This window comes from Paenibacillus hemerocallicola (genome assembly GCF_006265175.1).
GTDB classification, from domain to species: domain Bacteria; phylum Bacillota; class Bacilli; order Paenibacillales; family NBRC-103111; genus Paenibacillus_AB; species Paenibacillus_AB hemerocallicola.
On the sequence record NZ_VDCQ01000067.1, the window covers coordinates 1 to 15,149 of the forward strand.

At 57.2% G+C, this 15,149-nt stretch carries 13 protein-coding genes; 4 read left to right on the top strand and 9 right to left on the bottom strand.

Annotation, left to right across the window (positions count from 1 at the left end; translation table 11 throughout):
- The first annotated feature begins 195 nt into the window (after positions 1 to 195).
- The gene (locus tag FE784_RS32760; RefSeq protein ID WP_246132298.1) at positions 196 to 4,731 is read left to right on the top strand and encodes a glutamate synthase-related protein; all 4,536 of its coding nucleotides are present in this window, start codon (positions 196 to 198) and stop codon (positions 4,729 to 4,731) included.
- 311 nt (positions 4,732 to 5,042) lie between these two features.
- On the opposite strand, the gene FE784_RS32765 is transcribed toward FE784_RS32760, so the two are convergent.
- Entirely contained in the window at positions 5,043 to 5,348 is a 306-nt protein-coding gene (locus FE784_RS32765) for a hypothetical protein (RefSeq protein ID WP_139606465.1), read from the bottom strand.
- 123 nt (positions 5,349 to 5,471) lie between these two features.
- Between FE784_RS32765 and FE784_RS32770 the strand changes: the two genes are divergently transcribed.
- The gene (locus FE784_RS32770) at positions 5,472 to 6,209 is read left to right on the top strand and encodes an HAD family hydrolase (RefSeq protein WP_139606466.1); all 738 of its coding nucleotides are present in this window, start codon (positions 5,472 to 5,474) and stop codon (positions 6,207 to 6,209) included.
- A gap of 174 nt (positions 6,210 to 6,383) precedes the next feature.
- Here the strand turns inward: FE784_RS32770 and cidR are convergent, their stop codons facing one another.
- A complete protein-coding gene (cidR, locus tag FE784_RS32775) occupies positions 6,384 to 7,277 on the bottom strand; it encodes a cidABC operon transcriptional activator CidR (RefSeq protein ID WP_342779155.1) in 894 nt (297 codons plus the stop codon).
- Between the two features lie 106 nt (positions 7,278 to 7,383).
- On the opposite strand from cidR, the gene FE784_RS32780 reads away from it, so the two are divergent.
- Together FE784_RS32780 and FE784_RS32785 are read left to right on the top strand one after the other, a co-directional pair.
- Positions 7,384 to 7,752 carry a CidA/LrgA family protein gene (locus tag FE784_RS32780; protein ID WP_176706678.1) on the top strand — a complete coding sequence of 123 codons (369 nt, stop codon included), beginning with the start codon at positions 7,384 to 7,386 and terminating at the stop codon, positions 7,750 to 7,752.
- Positions 7,749 to 8,426 (top strand): LrgB family protein, encoded by a 678-nt coding sequence (locus FE784_RS32785; protein ID WP_139606468.1) that lies wholly within the window; start codon positions 7,749 to 7,751, stop codon positions 8,424 to 8,426. The genes FE784_RS32780 and FE784_RS32785 overlap by 4 nt, the downstream gene beginning before the upstream one ends.
- On the opposite strand, the gene FE784_RS32790 is transcribed toward FE784_RS32785, so the two are convergent.
- From FE784_RS32790 to FE784_RS32820, 7 genes are all read right to left on the bottom strand, one after another.
- Positions 8,419 to 9,429 (bottom strand): Gfo/Idh/MocA family protein, encoded by a 1,011-nt coding sequence (locus FE784_RS32790; protein ID WP_139606469.1) that lies wholly within the window; start codon positions 9,427 to 9,429, stop codon positions 8,419 to 8,421. The two genes, FE784_RS32785 and FE784_RS32790, sit on opposite strands and share 8 nt — an antisense overlap.
- Before the next feature lie 86 nt (positions 9,430 to 9,515).
- Positions 9,516 to 9,764 (bottom strand): hypothetical protein, encoded by a 249-nt coding sequence (locus tag FE784_RS32795; protein ID WP_139606470.1) that lies wholly within the window; start codon positions 9,762 to 9,764, stop codon positions 9,516 to 9,518.
- A 93-nt stretch (positions 9,765 to 9,857) separates the two neighbouring features.
- Positions 9,858 to 10,184 carry a substrate-binding domain-containing protein gene (locus FE784_RS32800; RefSeq protein ID WP_139606471.1) on the bottom strand — a complete coding sequence of 109 codons (327 nt, stop codon included), beginning with the start codon at positions 10,182 to 10,184 and terminating at the stop codon, positions 9,858 to 9,860.
- A 168-nt stretch (positions 10,185 to 10,352) separates the two neighbouring features.
- Complete coding sequence (locus FE784_RS32805) at positions 10,353 to 11,018, bottom strand: bifunctional 2-keto-4-hydroxyglutarate aldolase/2-keto-3-deoxy-6-phosphogluconate aldolase (protein WP_139606472.1); 666 nt, start codon at positions 11,016 to 11,018, stop codon at positions 10,353 to 10,355.
- 62 nt (positions 11,019 to 11,080) lie between these two features.
- Positions 11,081 to 12,064, bottom strand: a complete 984-nt coding sequence (locus FE784_RS32810) for a sugar kinase (protein ID WP_139606473.1) — start codon at positions 12,062 to 12,064, stop codon at positions 11,081 to 11,083.
- 530 nt (positions 12,065 to 12,594) lie between these two features.
- On the bottom strand, positions 12,595 to 13,035 hold the full coding sequence (locus tag FE784_RS32815; protein ID WP_139606474.1) for an NUDIX hydrolase: 441 nt from the start codon (positions 13,033 to 13,035) through the stop codon (positions 12,595 to 12,597).
- Positions 13,036 to 13,169: 134 nt separating this feature from the next.
- Positions 13,170 to 15,143 carry a beta-galactosidase gene (locus FE784_RS32820; RefSeq protein ID WP_139606475.1) on the bottom strand — a complete coding sequence of 658 codons (1,974 nt, stop codon included), beginning with the start codon at positions 15,141 to 15,143 and terminating at the stop codon, positions 13,170 to 13,172.
- Between the last annotated feature and the right edge of the window lie 6 nt (positions 15,144 to 15,149).

The window sequence follows — 15,149 nt, forward strand, 5'->3', positions numbered from 1 at the left end:
ACCCTTAAACCTAAAACCCTTAAACCTAAAACCCTTAAACCCATCCCAAAAACCCTATAAGCTTAAACCCTTACCCTACTATCTCAAGCAGAGCCTGCTTTATTTCGTCGTTCCGGCGAAACGCATTACAATCCTATTCTGGAGGTGCAGTAGGCCGGGGAAGCAACATGGGAACGAGTACCGGCTGAAATAGATATGAACCAAAACATGATCAATGAAGGTCGATTTAAAGACCTGTTAAAGACCGAGCACGATAGCTGCGGCATTATTTGCATTATCGAGAAAAACGGGCACCCGTCCCGCGACAACATTCAGAAAACGATCGAGGCGCTCGTGAAAATGGAGCACCGTTCCGGATTTATCGACGGCGAAGGCGACGGCTGCGGCATCTTGACCGACATTCCGCGCGCCCTGTGGGCCAAACGGCTGACGGAAGCCGGTTTGTCCGGCGAGCTCGCCCATGACTCCCGCTTCTCGGTTGCGCACATCTTTATCCCGCGCAAGCTCGACCAGACCGTTGCCGAAATTCAAACGATCATCCGCTCGATGTTCGCCGAACGCGGCATCCGCATCCTGCTCGAGCAAGAAGCGCAAACCGACAGCAGCGTGCTGGGCAAAAGCGGCCGCCTCGACGAGCCTTGCTTCTGGCAAGTGGCGGCATTGTGCGAGCAGCAAAATGTCGCAGTCGCCGATCATCTGTTCGAGCTTCATGTAGCGATCGAAGACCGCTTCAACGTTCACGTCGCTTCGCTCAGCAACGTAACGGCTTCGTACAAAGTATTGGGCGCGGCCAGCATTTTGCCCAAATATTTCAAAGATACGCAAGATCCGCTGTTCGCGGCACAGGTGACGATCGGCCATAACCGGTATTCGACGAACACGCTCTCGAACTTTTTCCGCGTTCAGCCGTTTTCCTTGCTCGGTCACAACGGGGAAATCAATACCGTCAAAAAAATGCGCTACGAGGCCGATATGGTCGGCGTACCGCTCGTGGATGGCGGCAGCGATTCGCAGGACATGAACCGCGTCATCGAGACGTTCATCCACCGTTCGGGCATGAGCCTGTTCGAAGCGATGGAACTCGTCTTCCCGCCGATTCATAACGAAATCAAGCTGTTCCGTCCGGAGCTGCAGGACTTGTATATGTATTATCGCCAAATTTGGGGCCACTATGCCCAAGGTCCCGCGGGTATCGTATCCCGCTACGGCAACGAGTGCGTATTCAGCGTCGACGCCCTCGGCCTTCGTCCGGTATGGATGGTGGAAAGCGAAGATTCGCTCTACTTCTCCTCCGAGCAAGGGGTTATTACGGTCGATCAAATGGTCGCAGAACCGAAGCCGATCGCTCCGGGCGAGAAAATCGGCGTAGAGCTCACGACAGGTCAACCGGTCCGCGTCGTCCCTTACATCGAGCTGCAATCGAAAGTACTGGAGCGCGCGCAAAAACGGTTCAACCTGGATGGCATGCGCAAGCATTTGTCGTTCGGCAAAACCGACGCCGCGGCAGAGAAGTTCGCCAAATTCGTCGCTACCGACAAGGTGTACAGCGCGTTCGGCTGGGATCGCGACGGCATCCAAATGATCGAATCGATGTCGCAAACGGGAGCCGAACCGATCCGTTCGCTCGGTCACGATTCTCCTCATGCGGCTATTCATTGGGAGCGTCAAAACATTCCCGATTTCATCAAGGAGAGCGTAGCCGTCGTCACGAACCCTGCGATCGACCGCGACCGCGAGCAGGAGCACTTCTCCACCCGCGTCGTAATCGGACAGCGTCCTTCGGTTTACGCACAGCCGTGCAGCGAAACCCGTTTCGAAATCATGGCGCCTATGGTGTTGGAAGGCGACAACGGTATCGGCTCCTCCGAAGAAATCGGCCATATGTCTCTTGAGCAAATTATCGCGGAATGCCGCAAGCAAGGCGATCATGCCGTAGCTACGCTTCCGATTACGTTCAAACGCGGCTCTTCGCTGAAAGCGGCACTCGACCAGCTTGCTCTGGATGCCGTGGCTGCCGTTCAAAACGGCGCCGTGCTCGTGCTGCTCGACGACGCGAACGCCCATCAGGACGACAACCTGTGGATGGACCCGCATCTGGCCATATCCAAAATCGACGTCGCCCTGCGTGCCGTCAAGCTCGGCTTCGGCGACAATTTGCGCCGCCGCGCTTCGATCGCCGTCCGTTCGGCCTCGATCCGCAACCTGCATGACATCGCGCTCGCTTGCGGACTCGGCGCGGAAATCGTCTCGCCGTATATTCTGTTCGAGACAGCTTCCGCCAAAGATGGCGCCGCTGCCGCCCGCAAAGTGCTGCTGACGCTGCAAAAAGGGTTGGAAAAAGTCATTTCGACGATCGGAACGCACGAACTGCGCGGTTACACCCGCTTCTTCTCGGCTATCGGCCTGAAGCCGGAGCTCGCGGAAGTGCTCGATATCGTCAGCTATCTCGGCAGCGATAATGCCGGTACCGGCTATGCCGAGCTGGAGAAGGACGCTGAAGCCCGGTACGCGGACTCCCAAAATCCGAAGGCGAAGGCGGCCAAAAACTTCCGCTTCTTCCAACGGATGTGGAAGGCGCTTGGCGACGCAGCCTCCGGGGAAGCGCCATACAGCGAATACAGCGACAAGCTGCAGGAAGAAGAAAAGAAAAATCCGATCTCGATCCGCCACGTCGCCGAATTCGACTATGAGAAGTCGGGACGCAAGCCTGTCGATCCGTCTGAAGTCAGCATAGCCGTAGGCAAGCACAGCTTGCCGATGCTGATCTCCTCCATGTCGTTCGGCTCGCAGAACGAAACCGCGTTCCGCGCTTATGCCGAAGCGGGAGAGCGCATGAATATGGTGACGATGAACGGCGAAGGCGGCGAAATCAAAGATATGCTCGGCCGCTACAAAAAAACGCGCGGCGCGCAGGTCGCTTCCGGACGCTTCGGCGTCAACGTCGAGCTGGCTAACGCCGTAGCGTTCCTGGAGATCAAGATCGGTCAAGGCGCGAAGCCGGGCGAAGGCGGTCACCTGCCGGGCTCGAAGGTTACGGCGAAAATCGCCGCGGCCCGTAACGCCACGATCGGCTCCGACCTGATCTCGCCATCGAACAACCATGACATTTACTCGATCGAGGATTTGGCCCAGCTTATTTCCGAGCTGAAGGAAGCGAGCGGGCGCAAAGCGCAAATTATCGTGAAGGTGCCGATCGTGCCGGGGATCGGAACGATCGCGGTGGGCGTAGCCAAAGCGGGCGCGGACGTCATTACGTTGTCCGGCTTCGACGGCGGCACGGGCGCGGCCCGCGTCCACTCGCTCACTCATGTCGGCTTGCCGACGGAAATCGGCACGAAGCTTGCCCACGTCGCGCTGATCGAAGCCGGTCTTCGCCACAAGGTCGAGCTGTGGTCCGACGGCGGCATGAAATCCGGCGCCGATGTCGTGAAGATGATTTTGCTCGGCGCAAACCGCGTAGGCTTCGGCAGTCTCGCGATGCAGGCGATCGGTTGCACGACTTGCCGCGGCTGCCATCTGGATACATGCCACGTCGGGATCGCCACGCAAATCGATTCGATGGAGGAAGCCGAAGAGAAAGGCTTGCGCCGTTTCGTACCGCGTCAATTCGATCTGGCGGTCGATTCCCTTGTACGCCTGTTCGGCGGCATGGGTGAAGAAATCCGCGATATCGTAGCAAAGCTTGGCTTCAAAAATGCGCAGGATCTCGTAGGCCGTTCCGATTTGCTGAAGCAAGCGGCTCAGCTTACGCGCATCGACCTGTCCGATCTGCTCCGTCCGGCACCTTTGTCGTTCTTGCAGGCGGCCGAGGCGGAAGCGGCCGCGGCCATCTCGTCCGACATCCGTATCGCGGCGGGGGCGGAAGGCCAAGAGTTTTACCCGGATTCGCTCTCGTACAACAAATCGGTTGAACGGAACTGGTCGAAGATCGACGCCGAATCGCGCATTATCGGCACCCGCTTCTCCAGCCATCGCGTACGCGATCGTTTCGACGGCAGCTACGACAAGCTTCCTGAAGCTTCGCTCGTGCTGAGCGACGGCTCGGTGCCGGGCAACGGTCTCGCCGCCTTCAACGCGCGCGGCGTGAACATTACCGTTCATGGCGGCGCAGAGGACGGCGTAGGCAAAATGTCGCTCGGCGGCAAAGTAGCGATCCTGAAATCGCCTGGCAAAAACAACGCGTATATCGACGGTTCCGTCGGCAAATCGTTCTGCTATGGCGCGCAAAAAGGCACGTTTATCGTACAGGGCGGAGCCGATTCCCGCGCCTGCATCCGGCTGTCGGGCGCAGACGTCATCTTCGGCGGCGAAATTGCGCAGCCGCTGCAAGACGAGCTAGGCTCGATTGCAAGCCGCGCCAACCTGAAAGGCTTCGCGTTCGAGTATATGACGAACGGCCGTGCCGTCGTAATGGGCGACCCGGGTCCATGGATTTGCGCGGGAATGACCGGCGGCGTCATCTATCAACGCCTTGTGCCGGAGATGGGTCTCGATACCGCCGCGATCGAACGCCGTGTCGCCAAAGGCGCGAAGGTAAGCATCCAGCCGCTCGGAGCGCAGAGCCGCAAAGACTTGACCGACCTGCTCGGCGTATACCGCCAAGAGCTGCAAGCTTCCGGCCAAGCCGAAGCCGCAGCCAAGGTGGACGCGCTGCTTGGCGATCTGGACTCCCACTTCGTCCGCATCTCTCCTGTCGGCATGCAAGCCGATCAATCGGTAGCGACAGAGTAACAGCTTAAACGCCAAAGCCCCTGGAACGTTATGTTCCGGGGGCTTTGTTGCGGCCTCGGTGCCTTCAACCTCAGACCATTGAATAGCGGAACCACAGTACGCTATTTCGCACATAAAGCAGCACAACAGTAAAACAAAGGAATCAGGTTCCGCTATTCGGCCTGCGACCCAAGAAAACTCACTGAAACCGACACTTTAACGGAATCGGCTTCCTTTATTTTCGGGAAAAGTCGGGAAATATACCAATAGCGGAACCGAATTCCGTTATTTTTCGATTCATGCAGCACCGCCGCTCCCTCGGTACAAAGACATTAACGCGGCGTCTTCCCCATCGAGCCGGGCTCGAGAATGTTGCCGCCTTCGACCGTTGGCGGATTGCCGCCGTTCGCGTCGCCGGGGCGTATGTTCTGCTGCATATCGAGCTCGTCCTTGGGCGAGGTGCCGCCTTGCGGAAGATTGGTGTTGACCCGGTCCTCCAAATAGCTTTCGTCCTTCATCCCGCGGGGATCATGGTTCGGATTGCGCTGCTCCTTCATCCGGTAATTGGCTTGCTGGCAGCCGGCGGCCGTTAGAACGAGGAGTGCCGCCGCGAGCGTGATGCAAATTTTTCTCAACATGGCTCACCTTTCCTGCTGCTGGTGTGGGGTGTCAAACAAATCCTCTTTAGGATACCCCGATTGTCGTGATACAATAGGTTGTACCCGCACCGATTACAAGAAGCGCAAGGAGGCGAATTCGACATGAACAAGCAAACGATATTATTCGACCTGGACGATACGCTCATCCATTGCAACAAATATTTCGACGAGGTGCTCGACCAATTCGCCGATCTGATGACGACGTGGTTTGGCGGCTACAGGCTGACCGCCGACGAAGTGAAGCGCAAGCAGTACGAGTTCGATTCCGCGGGCATACACGTATTGGGCTTTGCAGCCGGTCATTTTCCACAGTCGCTCGTAGAAACGTACGAGCATTACTCCGCGATGACCGGACGGCATCCCAGCGAGGAAGAACGAAAGCAGCTGACCTCTCTCGGCAAAAGCGTATACGACTTTCCGAATATCGAGCCTTATCCGAATATGACCGAAACGCTCGGAAGCTTGCGCGACCAAGGCCATGAGCTGTTTCTATATACGGGAGGCGATCATAGCATACAGACGAGCAAAGTGACCCGGATGGGATTGGACGCTTATTTCGGCGACCGTCTGTTCGTCTCTTCCCATAAGACGACGACAGTGCTGGAATCGATCCTGACGAAGCATAGCTTCAACCGGGACAAGACGTGGATGATCGGCAATTCGATCCGCACCGATGTCGTACCCGCTTTGGAGACGGGCATTAACGCGATTCATATTCCGGCTATCACCGAGTGGCAATATAATGTAATCGATATAGAAGTGAAGCCGAGAAAAGCCTTTTTGCAGTTGAAGAAGCTGCTGGACGTACCTCCGGCGATCAGCCGGTTCAGCTTCATATGATCTGGACAACTATTCCACTATTTCATAAAGAAAGACCTCCATGCGATGGCTGAAGTGCAGCCGAACATGGAGGTTTTTAATTCTCGAAAAGTAGGAACAAGTTATCCACAAACTTATCCACACCTTGTCCACAACTCGGGGAAAAGTCTAACTATTCCGGCAATCGAGGCTCCTTTAACGCAGCTGCAGCCGCTCCCGGGCGAAACGGATCCATTCCCGAAGCGCATACGACATATAAGCGTCCCGACGCCATATCATCGCCAGATGCCACGGTATTCCGGGCGGCGCGAGCGGCACGACGGAGATTCGCCGCGAATCGAGGTTGCGGCATATCGTCTCCGGCAGCATGGCGATGCCAAGATCGGCCGCGACCATCTCGCTAATAAAATCCCATTGGGAGCTTTCAAAAACGACCTGCGGCTGAAAGCCTGCACGTATACAAGCGGCCGGTATCCGGTCGTGCAGGGCGAAATCTTCCCGGAACAGAATGAACCGCTCCTCGCTCAGCTCTTCGAGAGGCACGCCGCTCCGCCTCGCGAGCCGGTGCTCCGGATAAACGAGCAGCATCAAATTTTCCCGCACGAAAGGGAAGGACTGAAACAAGTCGTCATCCGTCGGCATCACGACGACGCCGATATCGAGACTGCCGCTTTCCACGCCTTTCTCGATTGTTTTCGCCCCGTCCTCGATCAGCTCGATCCGGATCAGCGGATATTCCCGGCGGAATTCGCCGATCACCTTCGGGAAGAAGCGCGCCCCGGCCATCGGAGGAAGCCCGACGCGGATTTCCCCCTTCTTCAGCTGGACGATATCGGCCAAATCGGACGACAAGCTATCGAACGAGTTCACGATCAGCTGCGCCTGATTCATAATCGCCAGCCCCGCATCCGTCGGCTCGACATGCTTTCCCGACCGGTTCAACAGGACGACGCCCAGTTCCTCCTCGATGCTTTTCACCATTTTGCTGATCGTCGGCTGGGTAATATGAAGAGCTTCGGCCGCTTTCGTAAAGCTGCGGCACTTGACGACTTCCATAAAATATTTCAAATGCCGGATGTCCGTCCGGATCACCGCCTTTTTGCCATAGACAAATGGAATGGATTTGATTCCATATATGTATTTTACCTATGAACAATGGAATTGTATACTGGCTGTGAAAGGTTGGCGAATCCCGATGAAAACGTCCTTCGCAATCGTCCGGCAAATTGCCGTTTTGGCCGGCTTCGCCTATATCGGAAACTTGATCTCCGCCGCGCTCGGGCTTCCCGTGTCCGGCAGCATCATCGGCTTGTTCCTCCTATTCGCCCTGCTCCGGCTGGGCATCGTCCAAGCGGAATGGCTGGAAGCCGGGGCGAACTGGCTGCTTTCGAAGATGCTGTTGTTCTTTATCCCGGCCGCCGTCGGCATTCTAGGGCACCGGGAGCTGTTCGGCCTGACCGGACTCGGCTTCTTGCTGGCGATCGTGATCGGCACGTTCGCGGTCATGGGCTGCTCCGGCGTACTGGCCGAAGCGGTGGCGCGCAGAAAAGGGGTATCGAAATGATGGATGGTTTGTTGTGGGCACTCGTTACGGTGGTATGTTACTGGGGAGCGCAAAGCTTGCATAGCCGCATGCGGAAATGGTACTCGTCCCCGATCGTCATCGTTCCGCTGACTTTGATCGCCGGGCTTCTTCTTACACATACTTCCGTGGCCGTTTACAATCGGGGCGGAAACCTGCTGACCGATCTGCTTCAGCCCGCTACCGTTGCATTCGCAGTACCTCTGTACCGGCATTACGCGTTGCTCAAAAAGCATGCGGCTGCGATCGTTGCCGGGGTTCTGCTGGGCTCCTCGGTGGCCGTTGTCTCCTCCGTGCTTATTCTCGCGCTCATGCATGCGAGTCCGCAAATGATCGTAAGCATGGTTCCCCGTTCCGTCACTACGCCGATCGCCATGTCCGTATCGCAATCGCTGGGCGGCGTGCCTTCCGTTACGGCCGCTTTCGTCATCGTCACCGGGATCGGCGGATCGCTAATCGCTCCGCATCTGATCCGGCTGCTGCGCATTCGCGGCCCCGTGGCGAAAGGCGTGCTCCTCGGCATGGGAGCCCACGGGGCCGGAACGTCGCTGGCTTATGAATGGGGCAGCGTCGAGGGAGCGATCGCGAGCATCTCGATGATCGTCGCGGCGATCGTCACTCTGGCCGTCATTCCGTTGTGGCGTCTCATCATGTAGTCCGGAACGCGTCGAACACGACCGCGTTCTCGTCGGCGATGACGGTCGCCCGGCATGTCTCCAAAATATCCCGATGCGTCTGCACGCTCGGCTTGCTCTCGATTCTGCGCATAAAATCTTCCGTAATGTTAGCTTCCGGCGCTCGCAGCTCCTGCTTCTCGAACGGCTCGTTGTCCGTAATCTGGAAATACAGCTCCTCGACGGCAACGGACGGGTCGCCATTCAACCGCAGCTCTGCGCAGCCTTCCGTGCCGTTAACGAAGATGCGGCAATCGCCCCATGTCCAGCTTTTTCTCGGCGTATGCCAGTCCGTATACAGCTGCGCGAGCGTCCCGCCGCTCATCATGACCTGGGCGGTCGCCGTATCGTAGAAGGACGGATGCTCCGGCATAATATGCTTGGCCAACTGGGTATGAATCGACGCTACTTCCTGTCCCGTCAAGAAGCGCAGCAGATCGAAATCGTGAATGAACAGATCGATTACGATCCCGCCGCTTTCTTCCTTGGAGAAATGCGACGGATGGCGGGATGCCGGCAGCAGCTTGTGCGGCTTGCGCATCGTCACGCTGACGATCCGGCCCAACCGCCCGTCATCGATCGCCCGCTTCAACGTCGAGACGGAGGGGCGGAATCGTTCGGTCAGCATGACCCCTACCTGAATGCGCCCCCTGTCGATTACCGCCTCCAGCCGTTCCAGCTGCGCCCGGCCGGTTATAACCGGCTTGTCGACCATGACATGCTTGCCGTGCCGCTCGCACCATTCGATGACGTCGATTTTGCGGTTGTTGACCGCCGAGGAGCCGATGATCCGTATCGACTCCTCCTCGAATACGGCCGGATCGTCCACGAGCGGAATACCGTGTTGTTCCGATATTTTGCGTGCCAATCCCGGCGATTCCTTCTCGTATATGCCGGCGCAGGTTCCTCCGAGCGCCAGCATCTGATCGATGAACGTGGCGATATGCGAGTGTTGGCAGCCGTGAATCGCGAACCTGTAGGACATAAATAAACTCCTCCCGAATTTCCCAATTGGCCATTTCCCTATTAAATATAGCAATCGGTTTCTGAAGGCGCAACGCTTTCTTTACTCTATATTCCCAACCAAGCCTCCCCGTTCCATAAAATCGTTTTGTTCAAATCGGAGTCCATATACTGGTAGCCCGCATCGCTTGCCGCTAGCGTCGGCCGCTCCGCCGTAGTGCCCCAGCCGCTCCCGAAGGCGCGCCACGTACCGGGAGCCCCGTCGCCGACGCATAGCCAATGGGAGATGTTGCGGGTGCGGGTCGCGGCGATATCCGCGCTGCCGTGTTCCTCGCGTTGATCCGCCATGTTTGGCATGACAATTCCCCTCTCCGTGGTTAGCAATCGATTTCCTACTAGTCAAGGCGCGATATGCCAGACGGAAAAGAGCAACGTCCTGGCTCCGCGCTCTTAAGACGGCACGACCCTCGTCGATCCCCTTACGATCAATTCAGCCTCTACGACCTCCTTGATCCATCTCGTCCCTTCCTCCGGCTTCGCCTCACCGGTCAAAATATCCAACGCCATAACGGCCAATTTGATAATGGACGGCCCCACGGTAGTCAAGGAAACTTCGAATATTTCCAGCTCGGGTATGTCGTCGTACACCATCAGGGAGATGTCGTCCGGTATACGGATTGCAAGCTGCCGGAAAATCTTGATGACACGGAATAGCGCGGCCTGGCTATCGGCTACCATCGCGGTCGGACGTTCCGCGCTATTCATGATGGAGGCCAATTTATGCGGAAGCCCCGTGCGGCTCACGCGTCAAAATAAGGGCTGGTAAAGACCGTTCTCCCTCTTCACACCTCATGCGGCGGAAGGCTCGTTACATCTGCAGACGAACAAAAAAAGACCGTAGCGCTTGGCGGCTGCGGTCCGTTTCCTCTTCCGGTTCACTTGCACTCAAATTCCTTTCGCTTCGCGATAAGCGGCTACGTATTGCGCGGCCTTCTCTGCCACCAGAGCGTAGTCGCCCTGCTTCACCGCTTCCGCCGTCAGATCCGAGCCGATCCCGACGGCAATCGCCCCCGCCTTGATCCATTCGCCGAGATTGGACAGCGATACGCCGCCGGTCGGCATTATATTGGCTTGGGGCATCGGCCCCTTGATCGCCTTGATCATCGAGGGCGAATACAAGTTGCCCGGGAACAGCTTGACGATGTCCACGCCAAGCTCCAGGGCGGCCTGGATTTCCTGAATCGTCATGACGCCCGGCATGACCGGAATGCGGTACCGGTTGCACAAGGCCACGGTTTGCGGATTGAGCGAAGGTCCTACTACGAATTCGGCGCCGCTGAGAATAGCCGCCCTTGCCGTCTCCGGATCGAGTACGGTCCCTACGCCGATGATCGCGTAGTTGTCGCTGTTCGGCTTCGCGCTCGAATACCGCTTGGCCAGCTCCTCGATCGCGCGCAAGGCAAAAGGTACGGTCATCGTCACTTCGATCGCTTTGATGCCTCCGGCGATGGCATGCTCGGCCATGCGGACGACTTCGTCCGGCGTTTCCCCGCGCAATACGGCGACGACGCCTTCCCCGGCGATTTGCTGTACCAGCTTGATCTTCTTCATATCCGCTCATCCACCCGTTTCCGCTAATGTCGGACCTCGCCCGCACCCTGGAACGCTGACGCTTAACGCTCTACATGGGTCTCGTTGTTCAGAACCGCCCGCACCTGCGCCCAGGTCGGAAGTCCTTCCCAGTCGCCATGCGCCTGCACGACCATCGATCCGATCAAGTTGCCGATGCGGACCGCCTCGACGTGCGTGTATTGCTTCAGCAGGCCGGCGATAAAGCCCGCGCAGAAGCCGTCTCCCGCGCCTACCGTATCGACGACGTGCTCCGCCTTGAAATACGGAACGGACGCAATGCTGCCGTTCTCCACCACATAAGTGCAATCTTCTCCGCCCTTGACGATCGAGACGGCTTGCAGCTTGCCGAGACGTTCGACGATGGTATCGAAGTCTTCCGTCTCGTACAGCAGCTTCAATTCGTCGAGCCCCGGCAGGAAATAATCCGCTTCCTCGGCCAGCGGGAGCAAGAAGCTTCTCGCCTCTGCCGCCGACCACAGCTTAAGGCGCAAGTTCGGATCGAAGCAAACCTTTACGCCATGCTTGCGGGCGAGACGGACCGCCTCCCGTACCGTATCCCGGCAGCTTTCGCCGAGCGCCGGCGTAATTCCGGTTACGTGCAGCAGCTTCGCTTGGCTGATATACGCTTCGTCCACATGCTCGGGACGCATGAGACTCGCAGCCGAATGGCGGCGGTAGTAAAAGACGGACGATTTGCCGCCCACGACTTCCCGGATGATCAGACCGGTCGGAGCGCCCTCGACCAGCCGGGCGCGGGTCACGTCTACTCCCTCGCCCCGAATTTGCTTCAGCGCGTAGCGTCCGAGCGGATCGGCGCCCAAGTGCCCGAACCAGCCGACCCGGTGTCCGAGGCGCGCCACGCCGATGGCCACGTTGCTTTCGGCGCCGGCGAACGACTTCTCGAATTGGGCCGAATACTCGATTCCTTTCACCCCGGTCGGCATCATGAGTCCCATCGTCTCGCCGAAGGTAACAACTTCCGGCGCTTCGGCCGCGCCGTTATGATTGGGCCGTTCGTCTATCATCGCACCATCCACCCGTCATTTGTATAGGAAATAGGCCGGCTGCCGTCCCCGAACGTTTCGAGACGGGACAAACAACCGTTCCTTTATCGTCTCTTTCCTTTCATCTTACCGATTTCGTCCTCATTTTAGCAAGTTTAAACGTTTAATTCAATGGCAGAACGGAAAACCCCGAACCGAATCGAGTCCGGTGAGCGAATCAGATTGCAGCTACTTGTCCTCACTCGCTTAACTGATTAGAAAACAAAAATAGCGGAACCGAGGTACGTTATCTCGCCAAATAGAAAAAAACTAAACCGAATAAAGGAAAACCATTCCGTTATCGGGCGCGAATGGGGGTGTTCGGCAGGAAAATCGGACGAATAGCGGAAAGGAGTTCCTTTATTTGGGGGAATACCGGGAAATGACTTCCATAGCGGAAATCTATTCCGCTATTTCTGTTTTCTGAATTACCTAAATCCGTGTGGTGCGGAGAGCTCGTCCCGTGGCGGGCGTTATTAGTTTATGGAACGAATATTCTTCATGCCGCGCTCCTACGCTGCCCATCCATAGCTGTCGAACCATACTCCGTTCCGGTAGTTGCCAAGCGCCCGGCGCATATAAACGACAACATCGTCCGGCAGCTCGTCCAAGCCGCACCATCTCAGCTCCGAGCATTTGTGCGGCTCGGCATTTACCGGCTCCCCTTCCCAACGCTCGACCTCTACGAAGAAATCGATCCATTCGTCGAAGGACGTCCGCCGGTGCATGACACCGACGATTTTAATATCTTCGGTCCGCAGCCTCAGCCCGGCCTCTTCCTCGGCTTCCCGCCTGGCGGCCTCCACTACCTGCTCGCCGCCGTCCAGCTTGCCGGCCACCACGCTGAGCTTGCCGTCCTCGTAGCCCGTATTGCTGCGCCGGGACAGCAGCAGCCGTCCCTCGCGCACCAGAAACAGGTGCACCGCGCTGCGAATATTAGGATTGCCGTTCAAATCGTCGCCTCCTCCCGGGCACGGACCCGCAGTCCGCCCCAGCCTCCAGATCGGCCTCCACGCCGCCGCGCGAAGGCGGCACGGAGGCACTCCCTCTCCTTCCCTTCATTCTATCTCCCACTCGTTTCCGCCGTCTACCCTTTCGCGCCAATCGCCGCCGTCTCTTTAACCGAAGACCCGTACAGCTTTAACGTACAAAACGTTTTGAGCGACCGGACGTCGATCTCCAACCGGTTATCGATCCATTCGAATCCTTTCAATTCCGCAAGCTCGAACGAATACAGCTCGCAATGCGCATAAGGAGGCTGCCCCCCGTCCAAAGGGAACGTCAGGCTGACCGTCAAGCTGTCGATCGTCTCCGTGTTCCCGGGATTGATCACATGCACCAAATAATGCCCTTTCGCATCCGATGCGGTTTCACATAACAATCCCGGTTGCGAGAACGAAATCCGTACCCCGGACACCATTTCCCCGACGACTTCCGCAAAGCTTCGATCGAAATGCGCTATATTCGCGCTCATGGCCGAGAAGTGCTTGCGAGGGTCATACTTGGCGGCATCGAAGCGGCAAGGAAGCCTAACAATCGAATCGCGCTCTTCGAGTACGGGGGAACCCGGCTCCCGCTCTACCCCGCATTCGTTATAAGCGGCGAAGCTGCCTACCACCAAAAGGGGGTGGCCCTTATCCGACAAAGCCCGGACGGCGGCGACTTCCGCATCGGAAATGTAGTCTATGCCCGGCAGGACGATCAGATCGCTGTCGCCGACTTCGCGCATGTCGTCCAGCATGCAATACGAGAACGGCGTCCCCTTCAGGACGAGCGACTGAACGACAGCGAGCAAGCTCAAGTAACCCTGCTTGACGGCAAGCATCAAATTGTCGGGGTGATACAGCACCTTGACCGGATTCGTTCTTCTTACATTCGTATACAAGGCGGAATGCTCGGAAAAGTAGGCGAAGATGTCCGCCAAAGTCTTCGTATGATCAGCCCGATCCATCACGCACCGGCTCCCGTTTTTCAGCGGCCGCATAAGCCACGGAGAGCCGCATATGCCCCCGAATGCCAACGCCTCCGCTTCGAACAGACAAATTTCCTCCGACGTTTCGGGGACTCGTATATTCCCTTGACCGTCTTTCAGCCAGGAGCTGTTGAATACTTGATAACCGAACAGCTGGCCGTATTTGTACGCCTCGATTTGCGTCTTCATTCCTTGCTCCGTCATTTCGATAAATCCGTCGTTTTCGGCGAACACGATGTCGACCGCATCCGGCGAACAGGCCGGCTCGTATCCGATTCGGTTCACATGTCCGTAATGACGCGGAAATGCGGGATTATGGGCGACAATGGCACGATCCTCCGACAGCCGCTTCACATATCCGAACAGATCTTCGTGCACCGATGCGGTCAGTTGCCTGCGATAATGCAACCATTGTCCATACAAAGGGTCCGAGATCGCCTCAACCGCCCCCGAGAATGCCGGAATACGCACATGACTTACATGACGGAGGCCGAGTGTACGCTCCGGATCATGCAAACGATCGGCCAAATAGCGGCGGAAAGCATGCTGACAACGATCGCAATAGCAGGGCTTGTTGTAAGAATTATCGAAGTGGAATCCGTCCAGTCCGATGTGCCGCAAGCCGTAAGCGATCACTTTCCTCATATATCGCTTGAAGGCATCGCTGTTGAAGCACGGAACCCATCGATAATAAGCCCCGCCCCAGCAATCGATGCCGCCATCGGCATTTCTGCCGGCCCAGTCCTCCAAATCGTCCGCTTCGTCCAGCAGCGTCTCGTAGTGAAGCGAGTTCAACTGGCAGTAGCCAAGCACCTTTATGCCGTATCGATGCGCCAATTGGACCAGTTCGCGCGTGCGCTCCATCTGTTCCTTTTCGGCACGTAGGCCGAACCCTTTAAAAAAATGAGTATACACAAGATTGATTTTCAATTCCGCCGCTTGCCGAATCGTGTCCTCGGCATGGAGCCGTTCATACCAAGGCTCGATCCACTTTCCGTTTTTAAAAATCGACGCAGCGCCGCTGCCCATTCTGCGGTAATGATGGAGGGGCTCATGCCCCCAGAATGCCCACACGATTCCGTCTGTCATTTTGCA